Genomic DNA, 22,916 nt, shown 5'->3' on the forward strand with positions numbered 1-22,916 from the left:
TAAGGAGAACAGGATGGAGAAAAAAGAGCTAATCTACGAAGGAAAAGGGAAAAAGATGTACGCGACTGATGACGCGGATCTTTTGATAGCTGAGTTTAAAGACGACTTAACAGCTTTTGATGCTCAAAAAAGAGGAAACGAGGCTGGAAAAGGCGCTCTAAATAATAAAATTTCAACGCAACTTTTCAATCTTTTAAAAGAAAAGGGTATAGAAACTCACTTAGTGAAAACGCTTAACGATACCGAACAACTGATTAAAAAATGCAAAATCATCCCTCTTGAAGTAGTAGTAAGAAATATAGCTACAGGTTCACTTACTAAGCGCTTGGCTATACCTGACGGAACAGTTCTGCCTTTTGCTTTGGTTGAGCTATATTACAAAGATGATGCACTGCATGATCCTTTGGTAAACGACGAACACTGCCTGGCTATGGGGCTTGTAAAGAGCGAAAACGACCTTGATAGACTAAAGCATTTAGGTAGAGAGATAAACTCTGTATTGTTTAAATTTTTCGCGGATAGAAAGTTAAAACTTGTTGATTTTAAAGTCGAATTCGGCGTAGATAAAGATGGAAATATTATACTAGCAGACGAAATTAGTCCTGATAGTTGCAGATTTTGGGATGCCGATACAAATGAAAAGCTTGACAAAGATAGATTTAGACAAGATATTGGAAATGTAAAAGTAGCCTACGAAGAGGTTTTAAGAAGAATTTTATCATAAAGGTTATAGATGAAAGCTATAGTAAACGTATCACTTAAAAACGGAGTTTTAGATCCTCAAGGAAAGGCTGTAGAGCACGCACTTGGCTCGCTCGGATTTAACGGCATATCAAACGTAAGAGTTGGAAAACAAATCGTCCTTGATATAAACGCCAAAGATAAAGATGAGGCCAAAAAAGCTCTTACAAATATGTGTGAAGAGCTTTTGGCAAACACAGTTATAGAAGATTACGAGATCATAGTATGAAAGTCGCCATAGTCTTATTTCCCGGAACAAACTGTGAAACGGATACAAAGTACGCATTTGAGCTTTTAGGGTGCCAAACAGAGATCATATGGCATAAGCAAGATAGCATAAATGCTGACTTGATAGTTCTTCCTGGCGGATTTAGCTATGGAGATTATCTAAGAACAGCTGCAATTGCTAAATTTTCTCCAGCCATGAAAGCTGTCGTAGAGCACGCTAAAAAAGGTGGATATATCCTAGGAATCTGCAATGGTTTTCAAATGCTAACAGAGCTAAAATTGCTTGATGGGGCTATGAGAAGAAATGAAAATTTGAGTTTCATATCAAAATATCATCACCTTAAAGTAGTTTCAAACAAAAATTTATTCCTCTCAAATCTGCAAGAGGGTGAAGTAGTTACTATGCCAATAGCTCACGGTGAGGGAAATTTCTATACTGACGAAAAAACACTTAAGAGTCTTTATGATAATGAGCAGGTTATCTTAAAGTATTGCGATAAAGACGGTAATGGGCTAAATCCGAACGGTTCAATAGATAGTATCGCTGGAATTTGCGATAAAAATAAAAAGATTTTCGGACTCATGCCACATCCTGAACGAGCATGCGAGAAGATATTAAGTGGAGATGATGGACTTAGGATGCTTAAAGGGCTAGTTTGCTAAAACGTATTGCCATATTTTTGATAGCCGTTTTTGCTATCGCTCAAGAGCCTAGTATCTTTGATATGATGGGAGGCGAAAGAAGCGAAAAGGTTATCAAAAAGACTCCGCTACAAACCATAGCGCCTACAAACGAGCCTGAAATCAATATATCTGAAACTCAAATTTATCAGACGGTAGAGCCAAGCCAGCTTATAATCACAACCTCGCATATGCCAAAAGAGGTCTATGCGGGCGAGATTTTTAAATTCGGAATTACTGCAAATATTCAATCAAATATAGTCGTAGATATCCAAACAACGGTACTAGAAAATGAAAATCTAAAATGGTTGAATAAAAATTTGCAATGGGAAAATATCGGCAACGGAATTTACAAAAGTGAGATATTTTTAGAGGCTAACTCAACAGAGCCAAAGAATACAAATATAACCATAAATTTAAAAAGAAATGGTGAATTTTTCCAAACTGCAAATACAACTATCAATCTACCAAGCTTAAAACAGATAAAAAGCGATCAAAATTTTAGCCATGTAGTAGCAAACTCTCTAGAAATTAAAAAACATAAAACAAACAAATTTGATGACAAAAATTTAATTATGATAGTTGAGCTAGTCGGCAAAAATACAAACATAACCGATTTTTGGCTAAATGATCCTGCTATATTTAAACAGGGAGTTGACTCAGTAAGCGGGAATTTCAATTCGCATAGCGGTTTTTATTTTGCGATTTTTACTCCCGAAAAAACTTCTCTGGATTTTAGCTATTTCAATCTAAAAAACAAAAAGCTAGAAAGCTTTTTTCTTCCTGTCATAGTCGAAGATGACGAAATAAGCACTCAAATCGGACTAAATCCAAAACAAAGCAAATTTGAAATTTACAAAGATACAGCCGGATATATTCTACTGGCAACTTCCTTTATTTTGTTTTTAATCAAAAGAAATAGTATATTTTTAGTATTGACACTGATTTTTGGAGCTTATGGAATATATAGCTATAACCCTTTGGGGAATGCGGTGCTTAAAAAAAATGTAAGTATAAAAATTCTCCCTACTCAAAATTCAAGCATATTCTTTACGACTGAAAATGAAGAAAAAGTAGAAATTTTAGGAGAAAGAAAAGAATTTAAAAAAGTCTTGCTAAATGATGGCAAGGTTGGCTGGGTGTTAAAAGATGATATTATCAAGAATTAAAGCCGCCTATTTCGCGGTTGAATTTACAATCAGTATTTTTTTAGTTGTGTTTTTTATGTGGCTTTTTAAAAATAACATTCGCACTATAAGGCGTATTTGGGCAAGAACACAGAGGTTTTTTGGATTTTACTCTATAAAAATCGAAGGAGAATTTAGCCAAGACGCCAATATGATTATTATGAATCATCAAAGCATGCTAGATATAGTGGTTCTAGAAGAAGTGCATCCTAAAAATCTTTGTTGGATAGCCAAAAAAGAGATAGGAGAGATACCTGTAATAGGCAAAATTTTAAGCTTGCCAAAAATGATCGCCGTAGATAGAGAGAGTAGACACTCTTTGGTAAAATTGGTAAAAGAGGCGCAAGATCGGATAAATAACGGGCGCGTTTTAGCTATTTTTCCTGAAGGAACTAGATCTCAGACAGATACGCTTTTGCCCTTTAAAGGTGGAGCAAAAATAATAGTAGATAGGCTAAATTTAAAGGTACAGCCTATAGTTATAGTCGGAAGCGATATAATGGATGTTAAAAATTTCAGCTTCAAAAACGGCGAGATTAAAATAATCTGTCTTGACGTCGTTGATACTAGCGATAAAAATTGGCTAGAGATCACACGCGAAAAAATGCAAAAAGTCCTTGATAAAGAGCGAAATACTAGTAAAAACTAATATACATTATATCTTATTTAAACCGCTTACATCATGATAAGATTTTTTATTATTTTATTTTTATCATTTAAAGCCTTGACTGCAAATGAAATAAATTTTGATATTTTCTATGAACACAACACCACAAATGAAGAGGTTGATAAGGAGCTAGATAAGCTACTTCTTGCCTTAGATAAAAATCCGAAATTAATAAATAAAGAATTTAAAGATAATGAACGAATTTTTTCATTTTTTATAATAAACACCAAAGTAGCAAATACTGGCAAATTTGACTTTGAACGTATAGAAAAAGTTCTTAAATTTAGGCCTGATTTAAATTACGATATGTATCAAATAAAAAACACTTCTCCGCTTCATATGGCTATGGCTTTAGGTTTTAACAATGAGACAAAAAACAGAATAAGCGAATATGAAATTTTAAACCTCATTAAAATTTTAGTCAAAAACGGAGCCGATGTAAAGGCTAAGGAACTTTTAGTCACAGCTTATAATATTAATCGATTTAAAATTTTTAAATACTTTCTTGATAGCGGCACAAAAGATGCTACCAAAATTATGTTTTCTATAGCCGCCGACATGGGAATATTTATGGGAAATAACGGACTTTCCATAAATAAAAATAAGCTTGAAAATAGCAAAGAAAGAGAGTTTATAACAACAGATAAATTTAAAAATTTTTATGAAAGCAAGATAAGGTTTCTAAAAGAAGCTCTTAAATTTGTAAAATTAAACGAATTTGATCTAAAAGATATTGAGATTTTTATAATAGTAAATTCTATTTTGGACAATGACAAGGCTATTCAAATTCTACTTGACAATGAGCTTTGTAAGCTTGCAAATATTTGTGATTTTTTAAAAGAGACCGCAAGGCATTATAATAGCAAAAAAATATTAAAGCTACTAAAATAATATAAAACAACTTTAACATTGATATTATTCATATCAAGTTTATTGAATTTATATTATGATTTATTGAAAAAATTAGCAATTTATAGTATAATCTGCCAAAAAAATTAAATAAAAAAGGAAAAATATGGCAAAAAAAGCAGATAAATTTGAATTTCAAACTGAAGTGAACGAGCTTTTGAATCTCATGATTCACTCGCTATATTCAAATAAAGAGATTTTTCTAAGAGAGCTAATATCAAACGCATCAGACGCTCTTGATAAATTAAACTATCTTTGTTTAACCAACGATGATTATAAGACTTTAAATTACTTACCTAGAATCGATATCATCCTAGACAAAGATAAAAAAACACTCACAATCAGCGATAACGGCATAGGCATGAACAAAGATGATTTGATAAACAATCTAGGCACTATCGCAAGAAGTGGAACGAAGAACTTTGTAAAAGAGCTTAGCGGTGAAGCTAAAAAAGATAGCGCGCTTATCGGACAGTTTGGAGTTGGATTTTACTCAGCATTTATGGTTGCCAATAAAATAGAAGTTTTAAGCAAAAAAGCCCTTGAAAGTAAAGCCTTCTTATGGAGCTCCGACGCAACAAGCTATGAGATTAAAGAGAGTCAAAAAGACACTCACGGAACAATCATAACTTTATTTTTAAAAGATAGTGAATTTAGCGAATTTTACCGCATAGAAGGCATTATAAAAAAATATTCTAACCATATTCCGTATCCTATCTTTGCTGATAAAGAAGATTATATCCCGCCAAAAGACGGAGAAAAAGAGGGAAGCTACGAGACAAAAAATATCCAGATAAATAAAGCCTCTGCTCTATGGAAGCTAAATAAATCAAATATCAAGGCTAATGAATATAATGATTTTTACAAACAAATCAGCCATGACAGCGCGGATCCTTTGGCATATTTTCATACTAAAGCCGAAGGAAAGATAGAATACACCACCCTATTTTTTATCCCGGCCACAGAGCCGTTTGATCTATTTAGAGTGGATTATCAAAGTGGCGTCAAGCTATATGTAAAAAGCGTATTTATAAGCGATGACGCAAAAGAGCTTTTGCCGCCATTTTTAAGATTTGTAAGAGGAATAATAGATGTTGAGGACTTGCCGCTTAACGTAAGCCGTGAAATTTTACAAGAAAATAAGATAATGGCAAATATAAAAGATCAAAGCATCAAAAAAATATTAACTGAGCTTAATAAAATCAAAGACAAAGATAGAGAAAAATACATAAAATTTTACAAACTATTTGGAAAAGTCCTTAAAGAGGGACTTTATGGATTCAATAACGATAAAGAGCAAATTTTAGATCTTGCACTATTTAAATCTAGCAAGAGAGATGGTCTGGTTAGTCTAAAAGAATACAAAGAACAGATGAAAGAGGATCAAAAAAGCATATATTATATAAGTGGAAACAACGAGTCTATGCTAAGAAATTCACCTCTTCTGGAAAGCTTTAAGAAAAATGATATTGAGGTCTTGATAATGGATGAGGAAATTGATACTATAGTAATGCCTATGGTATATGAATTTGACAAAACTCCTATCAAGCCTGTAAATCACTCCGATATCGATAGCGAAATAAAAACAAAAGAAGATAAGGTTGATGAGAGCAAGCACACTGAAATTTTAGTAAAAATGCGTGAAATTTTAAAAGATGATGTAAAAGACGTCAAGCTTAGCTCCAGACTTAGCGACTCGGCTGCTGTTTTGATATATGATAAAAACGATCCTGACTTTTCTATGCAAACTATATTAAAGCAGATGGGTCAGACAAATTTGCCAAAAGTTAAACCGATTTTAGAGATAAATCCAAATCATGAAATTTTTGAAAAATTGAACAAAAACGAGGCTATGATCTATGATATATCTACTCTACTTCTTGATATGGCAAAGATCAATGAGGGAATGAATATAGAAAATCCTTTAGAATTTAGCAAAACCTTAACTAGAGTAATGCTAAAAGCACTATAAAAACTACTATTTTTAATTTTGGTTATCTTAAATTTTGAGTTTTTAAGATAACCAAAAATTTAGTTATAAATTTCTATTTATTTAAGCAAAAGATAATACTTCTGGTAATATAATAAAGATAGATTAATTTAATGAAAATATTTATTTTTGAAAATAATCAAAGGAGTGCCAATGTCGCTATTTCAATCAAAAGGCTTTCAGCGTCTTTTGATGATTTTAAGTATAGCTTCGATACTTGTTTTAGGATATATCTTCCTACAAATGCGAAGCGTGTCAGAAGACTTAGTAGGTGCTGCACAAAAACAGCTTACATCATATAAATTGGCTGACGAACTTAGGCAAAGCTCTGATGACTTGACTAGTCTTGTTAGAACTTTTGTGGCTACTAATGGAAATCCGATTTATGAAAAACAATACAATCAAGTATTGGATATAAGAAATGGAAAAATTCCTAGACCTGATACGAAAGAGCAAATTTCTCTAAAAGATCTTATGCAAAAAGAGGGATTTACACAGGATGAATTTAAGAAGTTGGAATCTGCTGAAGGAAAATCTACAGATCTTGCCAAGCTTGAAATAAAAGCTATAGATATTATTAAAAAATACGGTTCTAAAGATGAAGCTATGGAGCTTGTATTTGGTAAAACCTACAATGACTACAAAGCTGAAATTTCTAAACCTATAGATGAATTTTTCGCTTTAGTTGAGCAAAGAACAACACAAAGCTTTGAGTTTTTTAAAGATAACCTGGCAAACCTTCAAATTATATTCTTGACTTTATTGATAGTAACGATCATACTTGTAGCTCTGCTTGCATATGTTAGCGAAAAGGTTCCAGAAGGGCTTCTTGGAGCAAAAGCATCAAAGATAGAAGAAGTTGTCAAAGAGGTTTCAAAAGGAAATTTAGCAGTAGCTATAAAAACAGACAATCCAAACAGTGCAATTGGGCTTTTAAAAACAGCTGTTGATAACTTAAAAGCTCTAATAAGCGAAGTTAAACATCTCTCTGCAGAAAACTCATCAGTCTCATACGAGCTATCTGCAGCAGCTATTCAAACTGGAAAAAACGTTGAAAACTCATCAAATATAATTCAGGAAACTACAAATAAAGCTACAACTATAAAAGAGCAAATTGAAAATTCCATAGAAGAAGCTAAAAAGAGCAAGGCTGATATGGAGGCTGCGAGTAGCGGTATCATAGAAGCAAATAACGCCATAGAGCATCTAAGCAACAAAATTCAATCCAGTGTCGAAGTTGAGCTTGATCTTGCAAGTAGAATTTCTCAACTTAGTAGCGACGCAGAGCAAGTAAAAGGTGTGTTAGCTGTAATAAACGATATAGCAGATCAAACAAACCTATTAGCACTCAATGCAGCTATCGAAGCGGCAAGAGCTGGCGAGCACGGGCGCGGGTTTGCAGTAGTTGCCGATGAGGTTAGAAAACTGGCCGAAAGAACTCAAAAAAGCCTAGTGGAGATAAATGCTACAATAAATATTATAGTGCAAGCTATATCAGACTCAAGCGAGAAGATGAACTCAAATTCTAGACAAATAGGAGAGCTTACTTTAGTGGCGGATGAGGTTAGAGACAAGATAGTATTTATGAGCAATAGTATGCAAAAAGCTATAATTATGTCTGATGCCAGAGTTGAAGACTATATAAAAACCGGTGATAATATAAAGCAAATTATCTATGGAATGTCAAATATCAACAACATCTCATCCGAAAATACAAAGAGCGTCGAAGAGATAGCAAACGCGACAGATCACTTAAATAAAATGACAGAGATACTAAATAATAAACTTTCTGAGTTTAAAACTTGATATTTTATGGTCTCTTACTGAGACCATAAAAATTTATATTTTTTCCTTGGCCATTCCAGCTTCTATCAAAAATCTACTTGGTTGATAAGTAACTCTTTTTATCTTATCGTATTTTGCATAGCTTAGATATAGCTCATCTCTTGCTCTAGTAACAGCAACATAAAACAGCCTTCTCTCCTCTTCCAAACTTCCGCCCATACCCATAAGCTTTAAATTCGGAAAGCGATTTTGCGCAAGATCGACTATAAAAACCTGATCAAATTCAAGCCCCTTGCTAGCATGCACACTTAAGAGATTTACACCCTCACCTTCACTCATCTCATTACTGCCAAGAGTTATGAAGTTATAAAATTTTTCCAAATCACTGTAATTTTTACTAAGCTCACTTAATATTTCAACTTTAGCCATAATTTTCTCTATAGCTTCCGCCTTTAAACTCTCATCAATATTTCCGTTTTTCATTGTAGCTCTTTTAGTCGCTAAAAAATCCGCGATAAGAGAGTAAATTTTGCTATTTTTAATCTCGTTGATTAAAGAATTTGGTCTAGAAAGACGTCTTGCGTGAAGTAAAAAATTATAAATTTCATACAAAAATACAGCTGCATTTTCATTTAGTTTCTGCATTTTAAGTATCGGGTGAGAGAAAAATTTATCACTAAATTTAAGCTTAGAAAACCTAGACATCTCGCCTATCTCGCTAAATTCATCAAAAAGTCCCAATTGATAATTTTTTTTCTTTTTCTCAAAAGCATTCACTTTATCGTCAGGATTTAAAAATCCATCTATCAAATTTCCATGCCCTACTTTTACAATCAGATCAAACATCTCCTTACTAAGAGCGGCTCCAACGCCCTTAGCATATTCACATACATGAATAAAGGCCATAATATCTTTTGGGTTTATTAAAATCGCGTATATATCCATTAAAGCTTTTATCTCCCTACTTTCAAAAAAGCTAATCCCGCCTTTTCGCTTAGAGCTTACTCCTCGCTCTTTCAAAGCCACCTCAAGCCCATCGGCACTTGAGTTATTACGAAAGATTATCGCGATATTTTCTTTGCTAAATTTTGAATTTGATATTATCTCGGCAATATTTGAATACTGGTTAAAAAGCTCATCATAAACAAGAAGCTTTGGTGATGGCAAATTTCCCTCTCGACTCACAATCAGTTTTTTATCATACAAACGAGGATTGTTTGAGATAACTTTATTTGCAAGGGCTAGTATACTTGAACTACTGCGGTAATTGATATTTAAAGCATAGACACTAGCGTCTTTAAACCTATCTTTAAAAGAGCCAATTATCTCTATATTTGCACCGTTAAAGGCATAAATACTTTGATCAAAGTCGCCTACGCAAAATAGACTTTTAGTATTAAAAGCATCTATTAAAGAGCCTTGCAGAGTATTTGTGTCCTGATATTCGTCTATTAAAATTTCATCATATTTTAAAGGCGCTCCTTTTTTTAGTTCGTTTCGCATTTTTATAAGCAGATCGTTAAAGTCCGCATAGCCAAATTTCGCCTTCTCTTGTTCAAACTCACTTAAAATATCCTCATAAATTTCAGCATATACAGACTGCTCTTCATTTCTAGCCTTAAACCACTCATAAAAACTCTCTTCATTGCTTGAATTTTGATAAAGTGAATATAGATCGTATAGATAAGCTCCACCATACGCCTTAGCTTCGCCCAAATGTTGAAATCTGCGCCTTTCCACAAGACTTTTTAAAAGAGTTTTTAGCTCGCTTGGCTGTTTTAATACTATATTTTTTTCAAGAGATTTTAAAAGAGAGTAAGATACAGAGTGAAATGTGCCAGCAGTAATTTTAGAGGTAATTTTTTTGTCAAAATAACGCTCTAGCCTCTCTATCATCTCACTTGAGGCCTTGTTTGTAAAGGTTAAAAGCAAAATTTTACTAGGATTTACTCCTAAATTTAATAGATGCGCTATCCTTGCAACGATCGTTGAAGTCTTGCCTGTGCCTGCGCTTGCTATGATAAGATTGTGCCCAAAAGGCGCAGTTGCAGCACTGTATTGATCCGAATTTAGTCTTGAAAGTGGCATTTATCCTCTCTTAAAAAAGATTTAATTATACGCTAATTTAAATTTAAAGCTTATAAAATTTAAAATAACACTGACACTTTTAACATATTTATAAGAAAATTTTAAGTAAAATCGAGGCTAAAATCCAAAATACGGAGAGAGTTTTGCAAGTAGATAAGTGGGTGTTTTACGCTTGCGTCGCACTAATAACTATAGGTATTATTTTTTCACTCTCTTTGCCTGTTTTTACCGTGCTTTTTTTTAACTATGAACCATATCACTTCTTTTATAGACAGCTGGCGGTCGGAGTTTTAGGTATATTTGTCATGTGGGCTCTATCGCAGTTAAATCCAGATAAGTCACTAGTATGGATAGGCTTTGGACTATTTATCCTATGCGCTCTTGCTATGGGTGTTATGCATGCACTTCCAAGCTCTATGGTTACGGATGCGGGAGGCGCAAAAAGATGGATTAGGCTACCTGGATTTTCACTCGCTCCGGTTGAGTTTTTTAAAATAGGCTTTGTCTATTTTCTTGCATGGAGCTTTGCAAGAAAGATTGATGATAGCAAAAAGAGCTTAAAGGAAGAATTTAACCTAATACTTCCGTATTTATTTTTATTTTTGATAGTTGTTTATCTAATAGCAGTCCTTCAAAACGATCTTGGTCAGGTTATAGTTTTGGCTCTTACTCTTGTAATGATGGCTCTTTTTGCAGGAACTAGCCTTAGGCTTTTTGGGATAGGGCTTTTTGGAGCGGGCATGCTTGCCACAATCGCAATAGTAACATCAGAGCATAGAATTTTACGTATTAAATCATGGTGGGGAACTATACAAAATATAGTGCTTTCAATACTGCCTGAAAATATGGCAAACGCCTTAAGAGTAGCAGATGTGCCTGAGCCATATCAAATTTCGCACTCGCTAAACGCGATAAAGCACGGCGGATTTTTCGGAGAAGGGCTTGGCGCAGGAGTATTTAAACTAGGCTTTTTAAGCGAGGTTCATACCGACTTCGTATTAGCGGGTATAGCTGAAGAGATTGGTGTATTAGGAATATTTGGTATCACTTCAATAATCGTATTTTTACTATATAGAATATTTAAAATTTCATCAAGAAGCGAAAATAAGGTCTATCATCTATTTTCACTAGGCATAGGGCTTTTGATATCATTTTCTTTTCTTATGAACTCTTACGGAATTACTTCCATAACCCCTATTAAAGGTATAGCGGTACCATTTCTAAGCTACGGAGGAAGTTCTATTTTAGCACTTTGCGTGGCTATAGGGATGGTTTTGATGATAAGCAAAAAGGTATCAAACTAAATGATAGTAATATGCGGTGGTGGCACCGGAGGACATCTGGCTATCGCAAAAACCCTCAATGAAGAGATTGCAAGTCGTGATATAAAAACCATCTTCATAGGCTCAACTAACGGACAAGATAGGCAATGGTTTGAAAATGATCAAAATTTCAGCTCTAAATTTTTCCTGCCTAGCCAAGGAGTAGTTAACAAAAAAGGCTTTAATAAGCTTATTTCACTTTTTAATATCGTAAAACTAGCTTTTAAATGCAGGCAAATTTTTAAGGATAATAAAGTAAAGGCCGTAATAAGCGTAGGTGGTTACAGTGCAGCGCCTGCGGCATTTGCAGCCATTATATCAAATATACCGCTTTTTATACACGAACAAAACTCCATAGTCGGAAATTTAAATAAAATTTTAAAACCATTCGCAAAAGAGTTTTTTAGCTCATACGATGAGCCTAAATTTGACTATCCTGTAGCGGATAAATTTTTTGACACCTCGCGAGAGAGAAAAGAGCTAAGAACTATAATATTTCTAGGAGGCTCTCAGGGCGCATCGGCTATAAATTCACTTGCTTTAAATCTAGCTATGATATTAAAAGAAAAAAATATAAAAATAATTCATCAATGCGGTAAAAATTCGCTTGATAACTTACGAGAAGAGTATAAAAAGCTTGGATTTACAGATAAAACTTTAGAACTTTTTGACTTCAGCAAGGAGATAGAGCTAAAGATGAAAGAGGCTGATTTAGCCATAAGTAGAGCTGGGGCTAGCACACTTTGGGAGCTTTGCGCCAACAATTTACCAACCATATTTATACCCTACCCTTATGCAGCAAACGACCATCAAGTGCATAATGCGAAATTTTTAGTAGATCAAAATTTGGCTACATTTTGCTTTCAAAAAGATAATCAAATAGATAAAAATGAGATTTTAAGGCTAATAGAGTCTATAAATTTAAAAGAAATTTCACTAAACTTAAAACATCAGATATACAAAAACAGTGCAAAAAAAATCATAGATGAAATCTTGTTTAAGATAACTTCTCTCCGATAGAATTTACCTTAAGCTCTTTTAGTTCATACGCTAAATAGTGGTATATAAGCTCCTCGGTCTTTAGGCTTTTATCGCTAAATATAGGATTTATCATAGATATTATCCTGTCTGTCATTCCTGCGATCTCGACTAGCAGGAGTTGATCATGTCTTTTTTTAGCTATCTTGATACTATAGAGAAAAAACTTATATAAAACTTTAAATTCGCTCAAAATTACATTTGATATGATATTAGCCCTTATTTTTAGAGTTTCATCTATTTTTTTTTGGAATTCAACTAGATCTTTAAGTATATTTTTTATAGTTTTCATCTCTTTGGTATTTTTTTGTATCCATCTTTTAGAGTCGGCTTTAAGCAAATTTCCATATTCTAAAACAAAAAGATCTATAATTTTTTTTATATTTTTAGAAGCTTCTTGAAGCTTACTACTAGTCTCAAGACTAACTCCCTTTTTTTCGGTTTTGATTGAAATTTTTCTAATGATTTGATCAAGATATAAGCTAATATTATAATAGTATTCTTCATTATCGAATACATTTGCAAAATACATACTATCTTTGCTCTCTAAAATATCATGCACTTTAATGGAGTCAACCAAAGTACTAAATTCGGCAATACTCATCTGAGTAGCCTCTTTTGCAATCTCTATATTTAAGAGTAATGCAAGTTCAGACTTTATATCATTGATGTTTTTTAATATTGAAGGATAATCCATTTTGTCCACCTATCCTCTTTGGAGCTTATGTACTAATTCATCATACTCTACATTTGATTCTTTTAAAATTTTATCTAATAATTTACCAGAAGCTTCCATTCCGCCTGTTTTTTCAGCCTCTAAAAGCTTTTTATATATACTTTCTATGAATTTTACGCCATCCATATTGGGCCTTCTTCTCACAGAGTGATATCCCACTATTTCACCGTTTTCATCCACAGATGCAGTTACATTTGCAAAAACCCAATAATATCCGCCTTTAAAACTCTTATTCTTAACAAATGCAAAAATCTCTCTTTTCGACTTAATTCTATCCCATAAAAGCTTAAAAACGATGCGAGGCATATCCGGATGCCTTATGATATTATGAGGCTTTCCTAAAAGATCACTCGCTCTGGCTCCAACTATTTCTAAAAACGGTTCATTACAATAGGTTATCTTTCCTTTTGTATCCGTTTTAGAAACTATAAAATCATTCTCTTTGACAAAATACTGCTTCTCTTCTTGCATCTTACAAAAAATCCCTTAATTAAAAGAAAAACTTTATAATAAAGAAAAATTATACCCAATATAAAATATAAATTTTATAAATTTTTAATAAAGCTAATCAGCATTTACTTATTTTTACCATCTTCCGCTAGCTCCGCCTCCACCAAAGCCTCCGCCTCCGCCGCTAAAGCCTCCGCCGGAAGAACCGCTTGAGCCGCCACCACTTGAACTGCTAAAACCTGAGCTAGAAAAACCGCCTCTAGATCTGCTTTTTTTGGAGTTATTCATCTTTTTAACCATAGGATAAATCAGTATAAAAAACGCTCCAAGCAGAGCAAAAGAGACTAAAGCCGTATCGGTCTTTAAAAAGATATCCAAAAAAGAAGACGAAAACACTCCTGCAAAAGCCGACATAAAAGATGTTAAACCAATGTCTTTTAAGAACTTAAATTTAAAAATTACACCTATAAAAAGCAAGGCAAAGCCGCCGACTATCATAATAGTAGTAAAGCCAAAAAACGTATCCATCTTAGGATCAGTCACATAATCATTACTGCTATCTTCATCTATGAAGTTTAGTATCTTATCTATTCCATCTAAGATGCCTTGTTCTAAATTTCCATCTTTAAATTTAGGGATGATTACTCTTTGTATTATCTCATGGCTTGTAGCATCTGCTAATGATCCTTCTAAACCATATCCTACTTCTATGCGAATTTCCTTTTCATTTGGAGCTACTACTAACAATACTCCATTGTTTTTATCTTTTTGTCCTATGGACCACTTTCTTGCAAGTTCTAAGGAGTAGCTTTCTATACTTTGTCCTTCAAGTGAATTTAAAGTAACTACTACTACTTGATTTGTTGTATTTGTTTCATGGTTTGCAAGAATTTTAGTTAAGTTTTCTCTTGCTGTTTGGCTTAGTATATTTGCTTCATCGACTACTCTGCCGGTGAGGTGAGGGAATGAAATTTCACTTGCAAACAAAGATAAAAAAGTGAATAAAATAAGTAAAATTTTCTTCATTTCTAAGTTCTTAAGCCTCTTTTGCCTTCTTTATACCAAACAAAGAGTTTAAAAAGCCCAAATTTACGTATCTGCTGCCATCCTCCCTCATATCTATACGCATAGTTAAAAGTGTAAATACAAAGACAATGCCAAAAAATAGAAAAGAAGGCATGCCATAAGGCAAGGCTTTCATTAAAAACACAGTTAGCATGCCTGAGAGCACAGAAGACATACCGACTTGAATCAAAAAAAACAGATTAAACTTATGACTCACAATCCACAAAAGAAGCCCTCCAAATACCGATATCGCAAGTATGGCTATAGTGGCATCTTCATAAGGATGGGTTGTGTAGTCATTGCTCTTATCATCATCCATAAATTCTAAAGTCTTGATAACTCCTAGCTTGAAAGCGCCGTCGATATTTCTTTCGCTCAGTTTAGCCTCTATAATATCTGATGTTATCGAATCGCCTTTAAGCCAGTCGCCATTCGTAACTATAATCGCTCTTGAATTTAGATAGTTTCGCGAGTCGTAAGATACAACTAAAATAGCTGTCTTGTCGTCTATATTCCAGTGTTTTGCAAGATTTTGAGCGTAAGAAGTGATGTACTCTTCTTTTTTTAGTTTTACCGCAACCACTATGAGTTTGTTGCCGTATTTAGACTCATGCTCACTTATCTTCCTGCTAAGATCGCTCCTAGCAACTTCATTTAACAGACCTGATTTATCTATGACAGCGCCTGAAAGCTCGGGGAAATTTGCTTGAGTAAAGGCAAAGCTAAAAACAACCATTAAAGATATCAAAATTTTATTCACAACAACCTCTTTTATACTAACTCTACCACTTACCGCCGGCTCCGCCGCCACCAAAGCTTCCGCCGCCACCGCTAGCGCCACTGCCGCTACTGCCTTCGCTTTCAACGAAGTATTTATAGCTATCGACTCCTTCTTTCCAGCCGTATATTAATTTTTCATCAGGTGTATTCATAATCTCTTTTAGCACATAAGGAAAAACGGCTACTATACTTACTAAAATGGCTAATGTTTTATATATTATAGGATCTATCGGTGCGCTGATAATAGCTCCGATAAAGCCTCCTAGCATAATCGAGCCAACGATGCTAGAGCCCACATCGCCTATAACTCTGCGTCCGCTTAGCCTACCTATAAATATAAAAATAGAACAAGACGCTATCAAAAAGGCAATAGCCAGCAAAACATTATCCACAAATGCTTGCTCTTTTACTACATCGTTGCTTGCATCTTCATCCGTAAAGTCTAAAATTCTGGCAACGCCTTCTAACACTCCCTCTTCAAAATCACCGCTTTTAAAATTCGGGATTATTACCTTTTCTATTATACTCTTGCTTGCGGCATCGGTTAAAACTCCCTCAAGTCCGTATCCAACCTCTATGCGCACTTCTTTTTCATTTGGAGCTACTACCAACAAAACTCCGTTATCTTTATCCTTTTGCCCGATCTCCCATTTTCTTGCAAGCGCTAAAGAGTAACTTTCTATGGAGTAGTTGTGAAGCGATTTTAGGGTTACGACTACGATTTGATTGGTAGTTGCTTTTTCGTGGGCTTCAAGTGTCGCTGTTAAGCTATCTTTTGTGCCTTTGGTTAGTATATTTGCCTCATCCACAACCCTGCCCGTAAACTCAGGAAGTGAAATTTCAGCCGAAAAGAGTGACATAAAAGCTAGTAAAACAAATAATATCTTTCTCATAACAAACTAGTTTTTGGGTCAAATTTGTAGCTAATTGCAAATTTGACCTGTATTTTGTATAAATTTTATAAATTTACCACCTACCGCTGGCTCCGCCACCGCCAAAGCTTCCGCCACCGCCACTAAAGCCGCCTCCTCTACTTCCACCGCTAAATCCGCCGCTGCTACCGCCGCCCGCATAGCCGCCGCTCTTTAAAAGTCCTCTTGGCATCTTTCTTATGCTGTTAAAGACAAATATAAAAATTGCCACTGTTACAACCGCAGCTACTATTATAGAAAGCATAACAGAACCGGTAAATGCACTGACAAGAACTCCTATAAAAAATCCTAGCAAACTAGACACTAACACAGAAGTAGCAATGTCGCTCACAATCCTATACTTAATCAACTTGCTAATAAAAACTAGGATAAGCGAGCCTCCTACCATACTAGCAAATACAGTAAAAAACATATCTTCCATAGGATCTGTCACATAATTATTATTAGCATCATTATCTATAAAATCAAGTATTTTATAAGTTGCTTGCAATACTCCTTGATCTACGTCCGAGTTTTTAAATTTCGGAACAATAATCCTTTGTATTATACTGCTAGCCGTTGCATCCGTTAAAGAGCCTTCAAGCCCATATCCTACTTCTATACGAACCTCTCTTTCATTTGGAGCAACGACCAATAATACACCGTTATTTTTATCTTTTTGACCGATACCCCAATGTCTTCCAAGCTTTAAAGAGTAAGACTCTATATCTTGACCCTGTAAAGAGTTTACCGTAACTACTACAACTTGATTTGTAGTGTTGTTTTCATGGTTTGCAAGAATTTCTGTGAGCTTATCTTTTGTCTCTTGTTTTAAAATTCCGGCTTCATCTACTACTCTGCCTGTAAGCTCAGGGAATTTTATATCCGCAGCAAAAATAGCTACGGATATAAATAAGAGGGTTAAAATTTTTTTCATAATAGCTCCTTTGAGTTGCTATTTAAACGAAACTTCCGGTGTCTTTTGCTCGCTTTCACTAGCCTCAAAAGTCTCTTTTATCTTAGCGTCAGGATGAAAAATTTGTGCTACAAATTTACCAGGAAAAGTTCTTAGCACTAAATTATACTCCTTAACTGCAGCAATATAGTCCATTCTAGCTACGGCGATGCGATTTTCAGTGCCCTCAAGCTGAGACTGAAGAGCTAAGAAATTTTGATCGGCTTTTAACTGCGGATAGTTTTCACTAATAGCCATAAGTCTTCCAAGTGCTCCACCGAGAGTTTTTTGAGCCTCTTCAAATTCTTTAAGCTTTCTTGGATCCTCAATAGTACTAGCATCTATCTTCATCTGCGAAACTTTACTTCTAGCCTCTGTAACCTCAGCAAATACACCCTTTTCGTGAGCCGCATATCCTTGCACCGTGCTAACCAAATTTGGTATCAGATCAGCACGCCTTTTATACTGGTTTTGCACCTGTGACCACTTCTCTTTGGTGTTCTCATCAAGTGTCGGAACTTGATTGTAATATTTTAAGAAAATTCCTCCAAAAATCGCAACTACGACTAAAAGTCCTGCCAATCCTTTCATCTTAAACCTTTCTTAGTGATTTTATTTTTACTTTTGCTTCACTTACGTACAAACACTACAAATGCGAGCTACCAATGATTTTAAAAATTCGCCAACTCATCGCAGCCTGTTTTATTTCCCAAATCGCAACCTAACTTAAAGTATTTTTTAGCTTCAGCCTCATTTTTTTCGATCAAACCACCTTTTAAATACAAAAACCCTAGTCCCGTGCAGCCTGCGGCAAGTTTATATTCGCAAGACTTTACAAAATACTCAACAGCCTTAGGATCCTTTTGTGCTGCATACGCAAAGCCTAAATTTCTGCATGCTTCGCCGCTTCCACCATCGCAAGCCACCGCCATAAATTCAGGACTATTAATGACCTTGCAAGCATCTTTGGATTTACCGCTTGCGCAAGCCTTACTAATAAAATTATAAGCTTTTAGTATATCTTTTTTCCCGTATTGATCGTCTTTATATATAATCCCTAAAACCAAGCAATCTTGAGGTCTTTCGCCTTCGCAAAGAGGCTCTAAAACTTTAATGGCTTTTTCCACATTTTGGCTCACGCCTTTGCCCTCTCTATAAGAATATGCTAAATTTCGGCAAGATAGCCCATGGTTTTTCTTGCAACCTTGCTCCCATAGTTCAAAGCTTTTTTTGTAATCATTAGCGCCGAAGTAAAAATTACCTAAATCATTGCAACCGTCAAGATCGCCAAGATCGCAAGACTTTTGCGCAAAAAATTTCTCTTTGCTTATTTTGTAAGCCTTATTGCATGCTACGGAGTCGCCGCCTTCACACGCGGTTACGTATCTGGAAAAATCAGATCCCTCCTGAACTTGTCCTCCGCCACTATCTTTTCCGACTTTAGAGCAGCAATCGCTTCTGCCTGTTTTATCGCAGCATTTTTGATAGGCTTGTTGGGCTAAAGACTGATCTTTTTTTACTTTTCCACCAAAGCCGAATTCATAAATTTTACCCGCCTCGTAGCAAGCCAAATCGTTATTTTTATTAAAACAACTGGCGTGAAAAAACTGAATCGCACTTACCATATCGCCTTTATTTCTTGCATTAACTCCATTGGCGTAATCTTGTCCCGCTTGCACGAAAGAAAAACCTAGGCATATCGCTAAAGCCGAAAAAATAAGCCTTTTCATAAAATCTCCTTTAAGATAAATTTAAAATACAAGACTATTATATCGTAATGTTACTATTATGTTTATAAAATATTTAATGATTGTATAAAATTTTTAAGAAAATGGTGCGCTCGAAGGAATTCGAATCCCTGACCTTTTGAACCGCAATCAAATGCTCTATCCAGCTGAGCTACGAGCGCACAATATAATTAAGTAAGGCTCGAAGTATAACCAAACCTTTCTTAAATCTTTCATAAATTTCTAAAAAGCCCTTATAAATTTACAAATTTCACCATAAAGTCTTAAATTTTATAAAATTTAATCATCAATAAAAAATCTTTATGCTATCGTTATAAGGTTTAAATTTAAGATCACAAATTTCATAAAAAATATTTTGAGATAATTGAATTATGATAAAAAGTCGTAAGATTAAGGAAAAGAAGTGATACATAAAATTCTAATCGCCAACCGTGGCGAAATAGCCGTACGAATCATTCGTGCCTGCAAAGACCTACACATCAAAAACGTAGCCATATACACAAAGCCTGATCAGGATTGTCTGCATGTAAAAGTAGCTGATGAGGCATATCAAATCGGCATAGATCCGATCAAAGGATATCTTGACGCAAAACGTATCGTAGAGGTTGCTAAAGCCTGCGGAGCGGACGCTATACATCCGGGATACGGATTTTTAAGCGAGAACTACGAATTTGCAAAAGAGGTGCAAGACGCTGGGCTCATATTTATCGGTCCAAATGCGGACGTGATACGCAAAATGGGTAATAAAAACATAGCTCGCTATCTAATGAATAAAAACGGAATTCCCGTAGTTCCTGGCACTGAAAAGCTAAATAACGAAACCATGGAAGACATCAAGCTTTTTGCCGAAAAGATCGGCTATCCCGTTATATTAAAAGCAAGTGGGGGCGGGGGCGGAAGAGGAATTCGCGTCGTGTGGAAAGAAGAAGAGCTTGAAAGTAGCTTTGAAAGCTGCAAGCGCGAAGCTAAGGCGTTTTTTAATAACGATGAAGTATTTATGGAAAAGTATGTCATCAACCCGCGCCATATCGAATTTCAAATAGTAGGCGATAAATATGGCAACATCATTCACTTAGCCGAGCGTGACTGCTCTATCCAGCGCAGACATCAAAAAATTTTAGAGATTGCTCCAAGTCCAAGTATCAGCGAAAATTTGCGTAAAAGTATGGGTGTGACGGCGGTTGCGGCGGCAAAGGCGGTTAATTATACTAACGCCGGAACGGTTGAGTTTTTGCTTGATGATTATAACAACTTTTATTTTATGGAGATGAACACAAGAATTCAAGTTGAGCACGGCGTAACTGAAGAGATAACCGGAGTCGATCTAATCGTAATGCAGATAAGAATCGCAGCCGGCGACATCCTTCATATGCAACAAAGCGACGTCGTCACTCAAGGCTTTGCTATAGAAGCTCGTATCACGGCTGAGGACGCGTGGCAAAATTTCATCCCAAGCCCGGGGCGAATTTCAGGCTACTACCCTGCTCTTGGTCCTAGCGTGCGCGTAGATAGTCATCTTTACAAAGACTATCAAATTCCGCCGTTTTACGATAGTTTGCTTGCAAAACTTATCGTGCGTGCAACAAGCTACGATCTAGCGGTAAATAAGCTAAAACGCGCGCTAGATGAATTTACCATAGAAGGCGACGTAAAAACGACGATCCCATTTTTGCTAAGCATTAGCAAGGAACGCGACTTTAGGCGTGGATTTTTCGATACCTCTTATGTAGAAAACAAGATGCCAGCCCTGCTTGAAAAGATGAAGACGAAAGATAACGAGAGCAACGAAGAGGTCATTGCAGCGATTGCAGCGGCAATTCAAAAAGTAAAAGACGCTAGGAAATTAAAACAGCAAGGAAATTCAGATGAATGATTTTTTCGATAGTTTAAAAGATATAAAAAAAGAGATGATAAAAGAACTCGGCGAGACACCTAAAAAAGAGGTTAAAAAGCATGTCGTGAGCAAAGAAGAGGCTATCGCTCACAAAGAGCAAGCGCTTCGCGATGAATTTATGAAATACGTAAAAGACAGCGATATAAGGAAGATATGATAATCCCGTTTTCCACACTTCCAAGTCTATGCCCATACCTTAAGGATAGAGACTCAAGGATGGAGTATAACTATGTAAGCGATTGCGATTTTAGACTAAATGACGCGCTTACTAGGCGTGGATTTAGGCGATTTGGCAAGTATTTTTCCAAACCAAACTGCAATGAGTGCAAAGAGTGCATAAGCATAAGAGTTGACGCACTAAATTTTAAATTCGGCAGATCCGCTCGCAGAACTATCGCTAAAAACAAGGGCACAAAAGTCTATATATCAAGCCCTATAGTCGATGAAGCGCATCTAAATTTATACCGCAAATACCATAAATTTATGGAGCAAAAGCGCGAATGGAAGTATTATGATCTTGATTTTAGAAAATACTATGAACTCTATGTCGCGGGACACGATGAGTTTGGCAAAGAGGTTTCGTATTACGTAGATGGCAAGCTCATAGGAGTTGATCTGATCGATATTTTAAGTGACGGAATTTCGGCGATTTATTGTTATTATGATCCTGATTTTGCTCACTTATCGCTAGGAAAATTTTCTCTATATCAGCAAATTTACCTAGCCAGACAAAACGGCTTAAAGTGGATTTATCTTGGATATTACGTCAAAAACTGCCCTAGCCTAGCCTATAAGGGAGAATTTAAACCCTATGAAGAGCTAGAAGAGTATGTTAGCATGGATAATGAGCCTATCTGGAGTGCTTTGGAACGCTAATTGCTTTAATTTAGCATAACTAAATTTGGAGAAATTTATGAATGTTAAACAGACATTAGAATCCTTAAGTATAGAAACAGCCGATAGTAAGCTATTTTGTGAGCTTCAAAGCGTTATGAAAAAGAATTTTTCTAAAACTCTTGGACACAAGGATAAGGTCATATCGTTTTATGATGAAAACGAGCTTGTTCAGCGAAGATATTTCTTTAAATTTATCAGCAAACTCTACGAAAAAGCTAATAATCAAGAGCTTGATATAAAATTTGCCGAGTATAAGACGATAAAACTTCTTTACAAACAACAAAATTCACTAAAAATCATCATCTCAGCAGAAGTAAAATTTGCAAAAAACAAAGTAAATTTTAGCTTTAAAAAGCCAAATAGCCTCTTTATAAGCTACATCGCGCAAAAATTCAAAAACTCAGAAATTTTTACAGACGAAAACCAAAAAAGCCTAACTATAATCATAAAAGATAGCACCGAAGCAAAAGGGCTTGATGAGCTATTTGAGAAAAACGAACACATGTATTTTTCAGTATCTTTTAACTACAAACAAATAGAATTTGCAAAATTTAAAAGAGAGATAAACATACAAAATTCGCAAAAATTTGTCCGAAGATTTTCGGCTTTAGCAGAGCTTTTTAACGAGCACTTTAAAACTCTTGAGTGCGAGACAGATAGCAGTTTTGGGCGAGTTAGAAGCAGATACCTTGAGCTTGTTAAGATCTATCATCCGGATCGTCATGCCGGCAAATCAGCCAAAATTCAAGATGAATACCGCATGAAATTTGAAAAAATTCAAAACGCTTATGAGAGCTTAAAGCCATATTTTAAAGAGCAAGAAATTTTTGCAAACGCCGTTTAA

22 protein-coding genes, 1 tRNA gene and 1 pseudogene are annotated in these 22,916 nt (G+C 35.2%); 14 read left to right on the top strand and 10 right to left on the bottom strand.

Annotated features, from left to right (window positions below; all coding sequences use genetic code 11):
- Positions 1-13 precede the first annotated feature (13 nt).
- The 8 genes and pseudogenes from purC to CDOM16189_RS10060 form a co-directional block, all read left to right on the top strand.
- Positions 14-724, top strand: coding sequence for a phosphoribosylaminoimidazolesuccinocarboxamide synthase (purC, locus tag CDOM16189_RS05055; protein ID WP_169974584.1), 711 nt, complete (start codon positions 14-16; stop codon positions 722-724).
- A 9-nt stretch (positions 725-733) separates the two neighbouring features.
- Positions 734-970, top strand: coding sequence for a phosphoribosylformylglycinamidine synthase subunit PurS (purS, locus tag CDOM16189_RS05060; RefSeq protein WP_169974582.1), 237 nt, complete (start codon positions 734-736; stop codon positions 968-970).
- Positions 967-1,632: a phosphoribosylformylglycinamidine synthase I gene (gene purQ, locus CDOM16189_RS05065; RefSeq protein WP_169974580.1), complete on the top strand. Its 666-nt coding sequence runs from the start codon at positions 967-969 to the stop codon at positions 1,630-1,632. Before purS ends, purQ begins: the two co-directional genes overlap by 4 nt.
- Positions 1,626-2,819 (top strand): SH3 domain-containing protein, encoded by a 1,194-nt coding sequence (locus CDOM16189_RS05070; protein WP_169974578.1) that lies wholly within the window; start codon positions 1,626-1,628, stop codon positions 2,817-2,819. The genes purQ and CDOM16189_RS05070 overlap by 7 nt, the downstream gene beginning before the upstream one ends.
- Positions 2,800-3,486: a lysophospholipid acyltransferase family protein gene (locus CDOM16189_RS05075; RefSeq protein ID WP_169974576.1), complete on the top strand. Its 687-nt coding sequence runs from the start codon at positions 2,800-2,802 to the stop codon at positions 3,484-3,486. The genes CDOM16189_RS05070 and CDOM16189_RS05075 overlap by 20 nt, the downstream gene beginning before the upstream one ends.
- Before the next feature lie 33 nt (positions 3,487-3,519).
- Complete coding sequence (locus tag CDOM16189_RS09770; RefSeq protein ID WP_211436586.1) at positions 3,520-4,395, top strand: hypothetical protein; 876 nt, start codon at positions 3,520-3,522, stop codon at positions 4,393-4,395.
- Between the two features lie 124 nt (positions 4,396-4,519).
- On the top strand, positions 4,520-6,385 hold the full coding sequence (htpG, locus tag CDOM16189_RS05085) for a molecular chaperone HtpG (RefSeq protein ID WP_169974574.1): 1,866 nt from the start codon (positions 4,520-4,522) through the stop codon (positions 6,383-6,385).
- A gap of 1,326 nt (positions 6,386-7,711) precedes the next feature.
- Positions 7,712-8,209, top strand: a pseudogene (locus CDOM16189_RS10060) (methyl-accepting chemotaxis protein); the annotation flags it as partial.
- A gap of 33 nt (positions 8,210-8,242) precedes the next feature.
- Here CDOM16189_RS10060 and CDOM16189_RS05095 read toward each other — a convergent pair.
- Complete coding sequence (locus CDOM16189_RS05095; RefSeq protein WP_169974572.1) at positions 8,243-10,276, bottom strand: ATP-dependent helicase; 2,034 nt, start codon at positions 10,274-10,276, stop codon at positions 8,243-8,245.
- Positions 10,277-10,419: 143 nt separating this feature from the next.
- On the opposite strand from CDOM16189_RS05095, the gene CDOM16189_RS05100 reads away from it, so the two are divergent.
- Together CDOM16189_RS05100 and murG are read left to right on the top strand one after the other, a co-directional pair.
- Positions 10,420-11,580 (top strand): peptidoglycan glycosyltransferase FtsW, encoded by a 1,161-nt coding sequence (locus CDOM16189_RS05100; protein WP_170000791.1) that lies wholly within the window; start codon positions 10,420-10,422, stop codon positions 11,578-11,580.
- Positions 11,581-12,618 (top strand): undecaprenyldiphospho-muramoylpentapeptide beta-N-acetylglucosaminyltransferase, encoded by a 1,038-nt coding sequence (murG, locus tag CDOM16189_RS05105; protein ID WP_169974570.1) that lies wholly within the window; start codon positions 11,581-11,583, stop codon positions 12,616-12,618.
- Here murG and CDOM16189_RS05110 read toward each other — a convergent pair.
- From CDOM16189_RS05110 to CDOM16189_RS05155, 9 genes are all read right to left on the bottom strand, one after another.
- On the bottom strand, positions 12,596-13,342 hold the full coding sequence (locus CDOM16189_RS05110) for an imidazole glycerol phosphate synthase (RefSeq protein WP_169974569.1): 747 nt from the start codon (positions 13,340-13,342) through the stop codon (positions 12,596-12,598). The two genes, murG and CDOM16189_RS05110, sit on opposite strands and share 23 nt — an antisense overlap.
- On the bottom strand, positions 13,343-13,843 hold the full coding sequence (locus CDOM16189_RS05115) for a PAS domain-containing protein (RefSeq protein ID WP_169974568.1): 501 nt from the start codon (positions 13,841-13,843) through the stop codon (positions 13,343-13,345).
- A gap of 114 nt (positions 13,844-13,957) precedes the next feature.
- Positions 13,958-14,848 (bottom strand): TPM domain-containing protein, encoded by an 891-nt coding sequence (locus tag CDOM16189_RS05120; RefSeq protein WP_170000792.1) that lies wholly within the window; start codon positions 14,846-14,848, stop codon positions 13,958-13,960.
- A gap of 10 nt (positions 14,849-14,858) precedes the next feature.
- Entirely contained in the window at positions 14,859-15,752 is an 894-nt protein-coding gene (locus CDOM16189_RS05125; protein WP_169974567.1) for a TPM domain-containing protein, read from the bottom strand.
- On the bottom strand, positions 15,670-16,560 hold the full coding sequence (locus tag CDOM16189_RS05130; protein WP_169974566.1) for a TPM domain-containing protein: 891 nt from the start codon (positions 16,558-16,560) through the stop codon (positions 15,670-15,672). The genes CDOM16189_RS05125 and CDOM16189_RS05130 overlap by 83 nt, the downstream gene beginning before the upstream one ends.
- Before the next feature lie 73 nt (positions 16,561-16,633).
- Entirely contained in the window at positions 16,634-17,515 is an 882-nt protein-coding gene (locus tag CDOM16189_RS09780; RefSeq protein WP_211436587.1) for a TPM domain-containing protein, read from the bottom strand.
- An 18-nt stretch (positions 17,516-17,533) separates the two neighbouring features.
- Entirely contained in the window at positions 17,534-18,124 is a 591-nt protein-coding gene (locus CDOM16189_RS05145; protein ID WP_169974565.1) for a LemA family protein, read from the bottom strand.
- Positions 18,125-18,204: 80 nt separating this feature from the next.
- Complete coding sequence (locus tag CDOM16189_RS05150) at positions 18,205-19,263, bottom strand: tetratricopeptide repeat protein (protein ID WP_169974563.1); 1,059 nt, start codon at positions 19,261-19,263, stop codon at positions 18,205-18,207.
- Between the two features lie 102 nt (positions 19,264-19,365).
- Positions 19,366-19,442, bottom strand: a tRNA-Arg gene (locus tag CDOM16189_RS05155).
- 242 nt (positions 19,443-19,684) lie between these two features.
- On the opposite strand from CDOM16189_RS05155, the gene CDOM16189_RS05160 reads away from it, so the two are divergent.
- The 4 genes from CDOM16189_RS05160 to CDOM16189_RS05175 are packed head-to-tail and all read left to right on the top strand — an operon-like array spanning position 19,685 to position 22,916.
- Positions 19,685-21,154: an acetyl-CoA carboxylase subunit A gene (locus CDOM16189_RS05160; RefSeq protein ID WP_169974561.1), complete on the top strand. Its 1,470-nt coding sequence runs from the start codon at positions 19,685-19,687 to the stop codon at positions 21,152-21,154.
- Entirely contained in the window at positions 21,147-21,332 is a 186-nt protein-coding gene (locus tag CDOM16189_RS05165) for a hypothetical protein (protein WP_169974559.1), read from the top strand. Before CDOM16189_RS05160 ends, CDOM16189_RS05165 begins: the two co-directional genes overlap by 8 nt.
- Positions 21,329-22,051 carry an arginyltransferase gene (locus CDOM16189_RS05170; RefSeq protein WP_169974557.1) on the top strand — a complete coding sequence of 241 codons (723 nt, stop codon included), beginning with the start codon at positions 21,329-21,331 and terminating at the stop codon, positions 22,049-22,051. Before CDOM16189_RS05165 ends, CDOM16189_RS05170 begins: the two co-directional genes overlap by 4 nt.
- A gap of 37 nt (positions 22,052-22,088) precedes the next feature.
- Complete coding sequence (locus CDOM16189_RS05175) at positions 22,089-22,916, top strand: adenylosuccinate lyase (RefSeq protein ID WP_169974554.1); 828 nt, start codon at positions 22,089-22,091, stop codon at positions 22,914-22,916.

Origin of the sequence: Campylobacter sp. RM16189 (assembly GCF_012978815.1) — a bacterium.
In the GTDB taxonomy this organism is placed as follows: domain Bacteria; phylum Campylobacterota; class Campylobacteria; order Campylobacterales; family Campylobacteraceae; genus Campylobacter_A.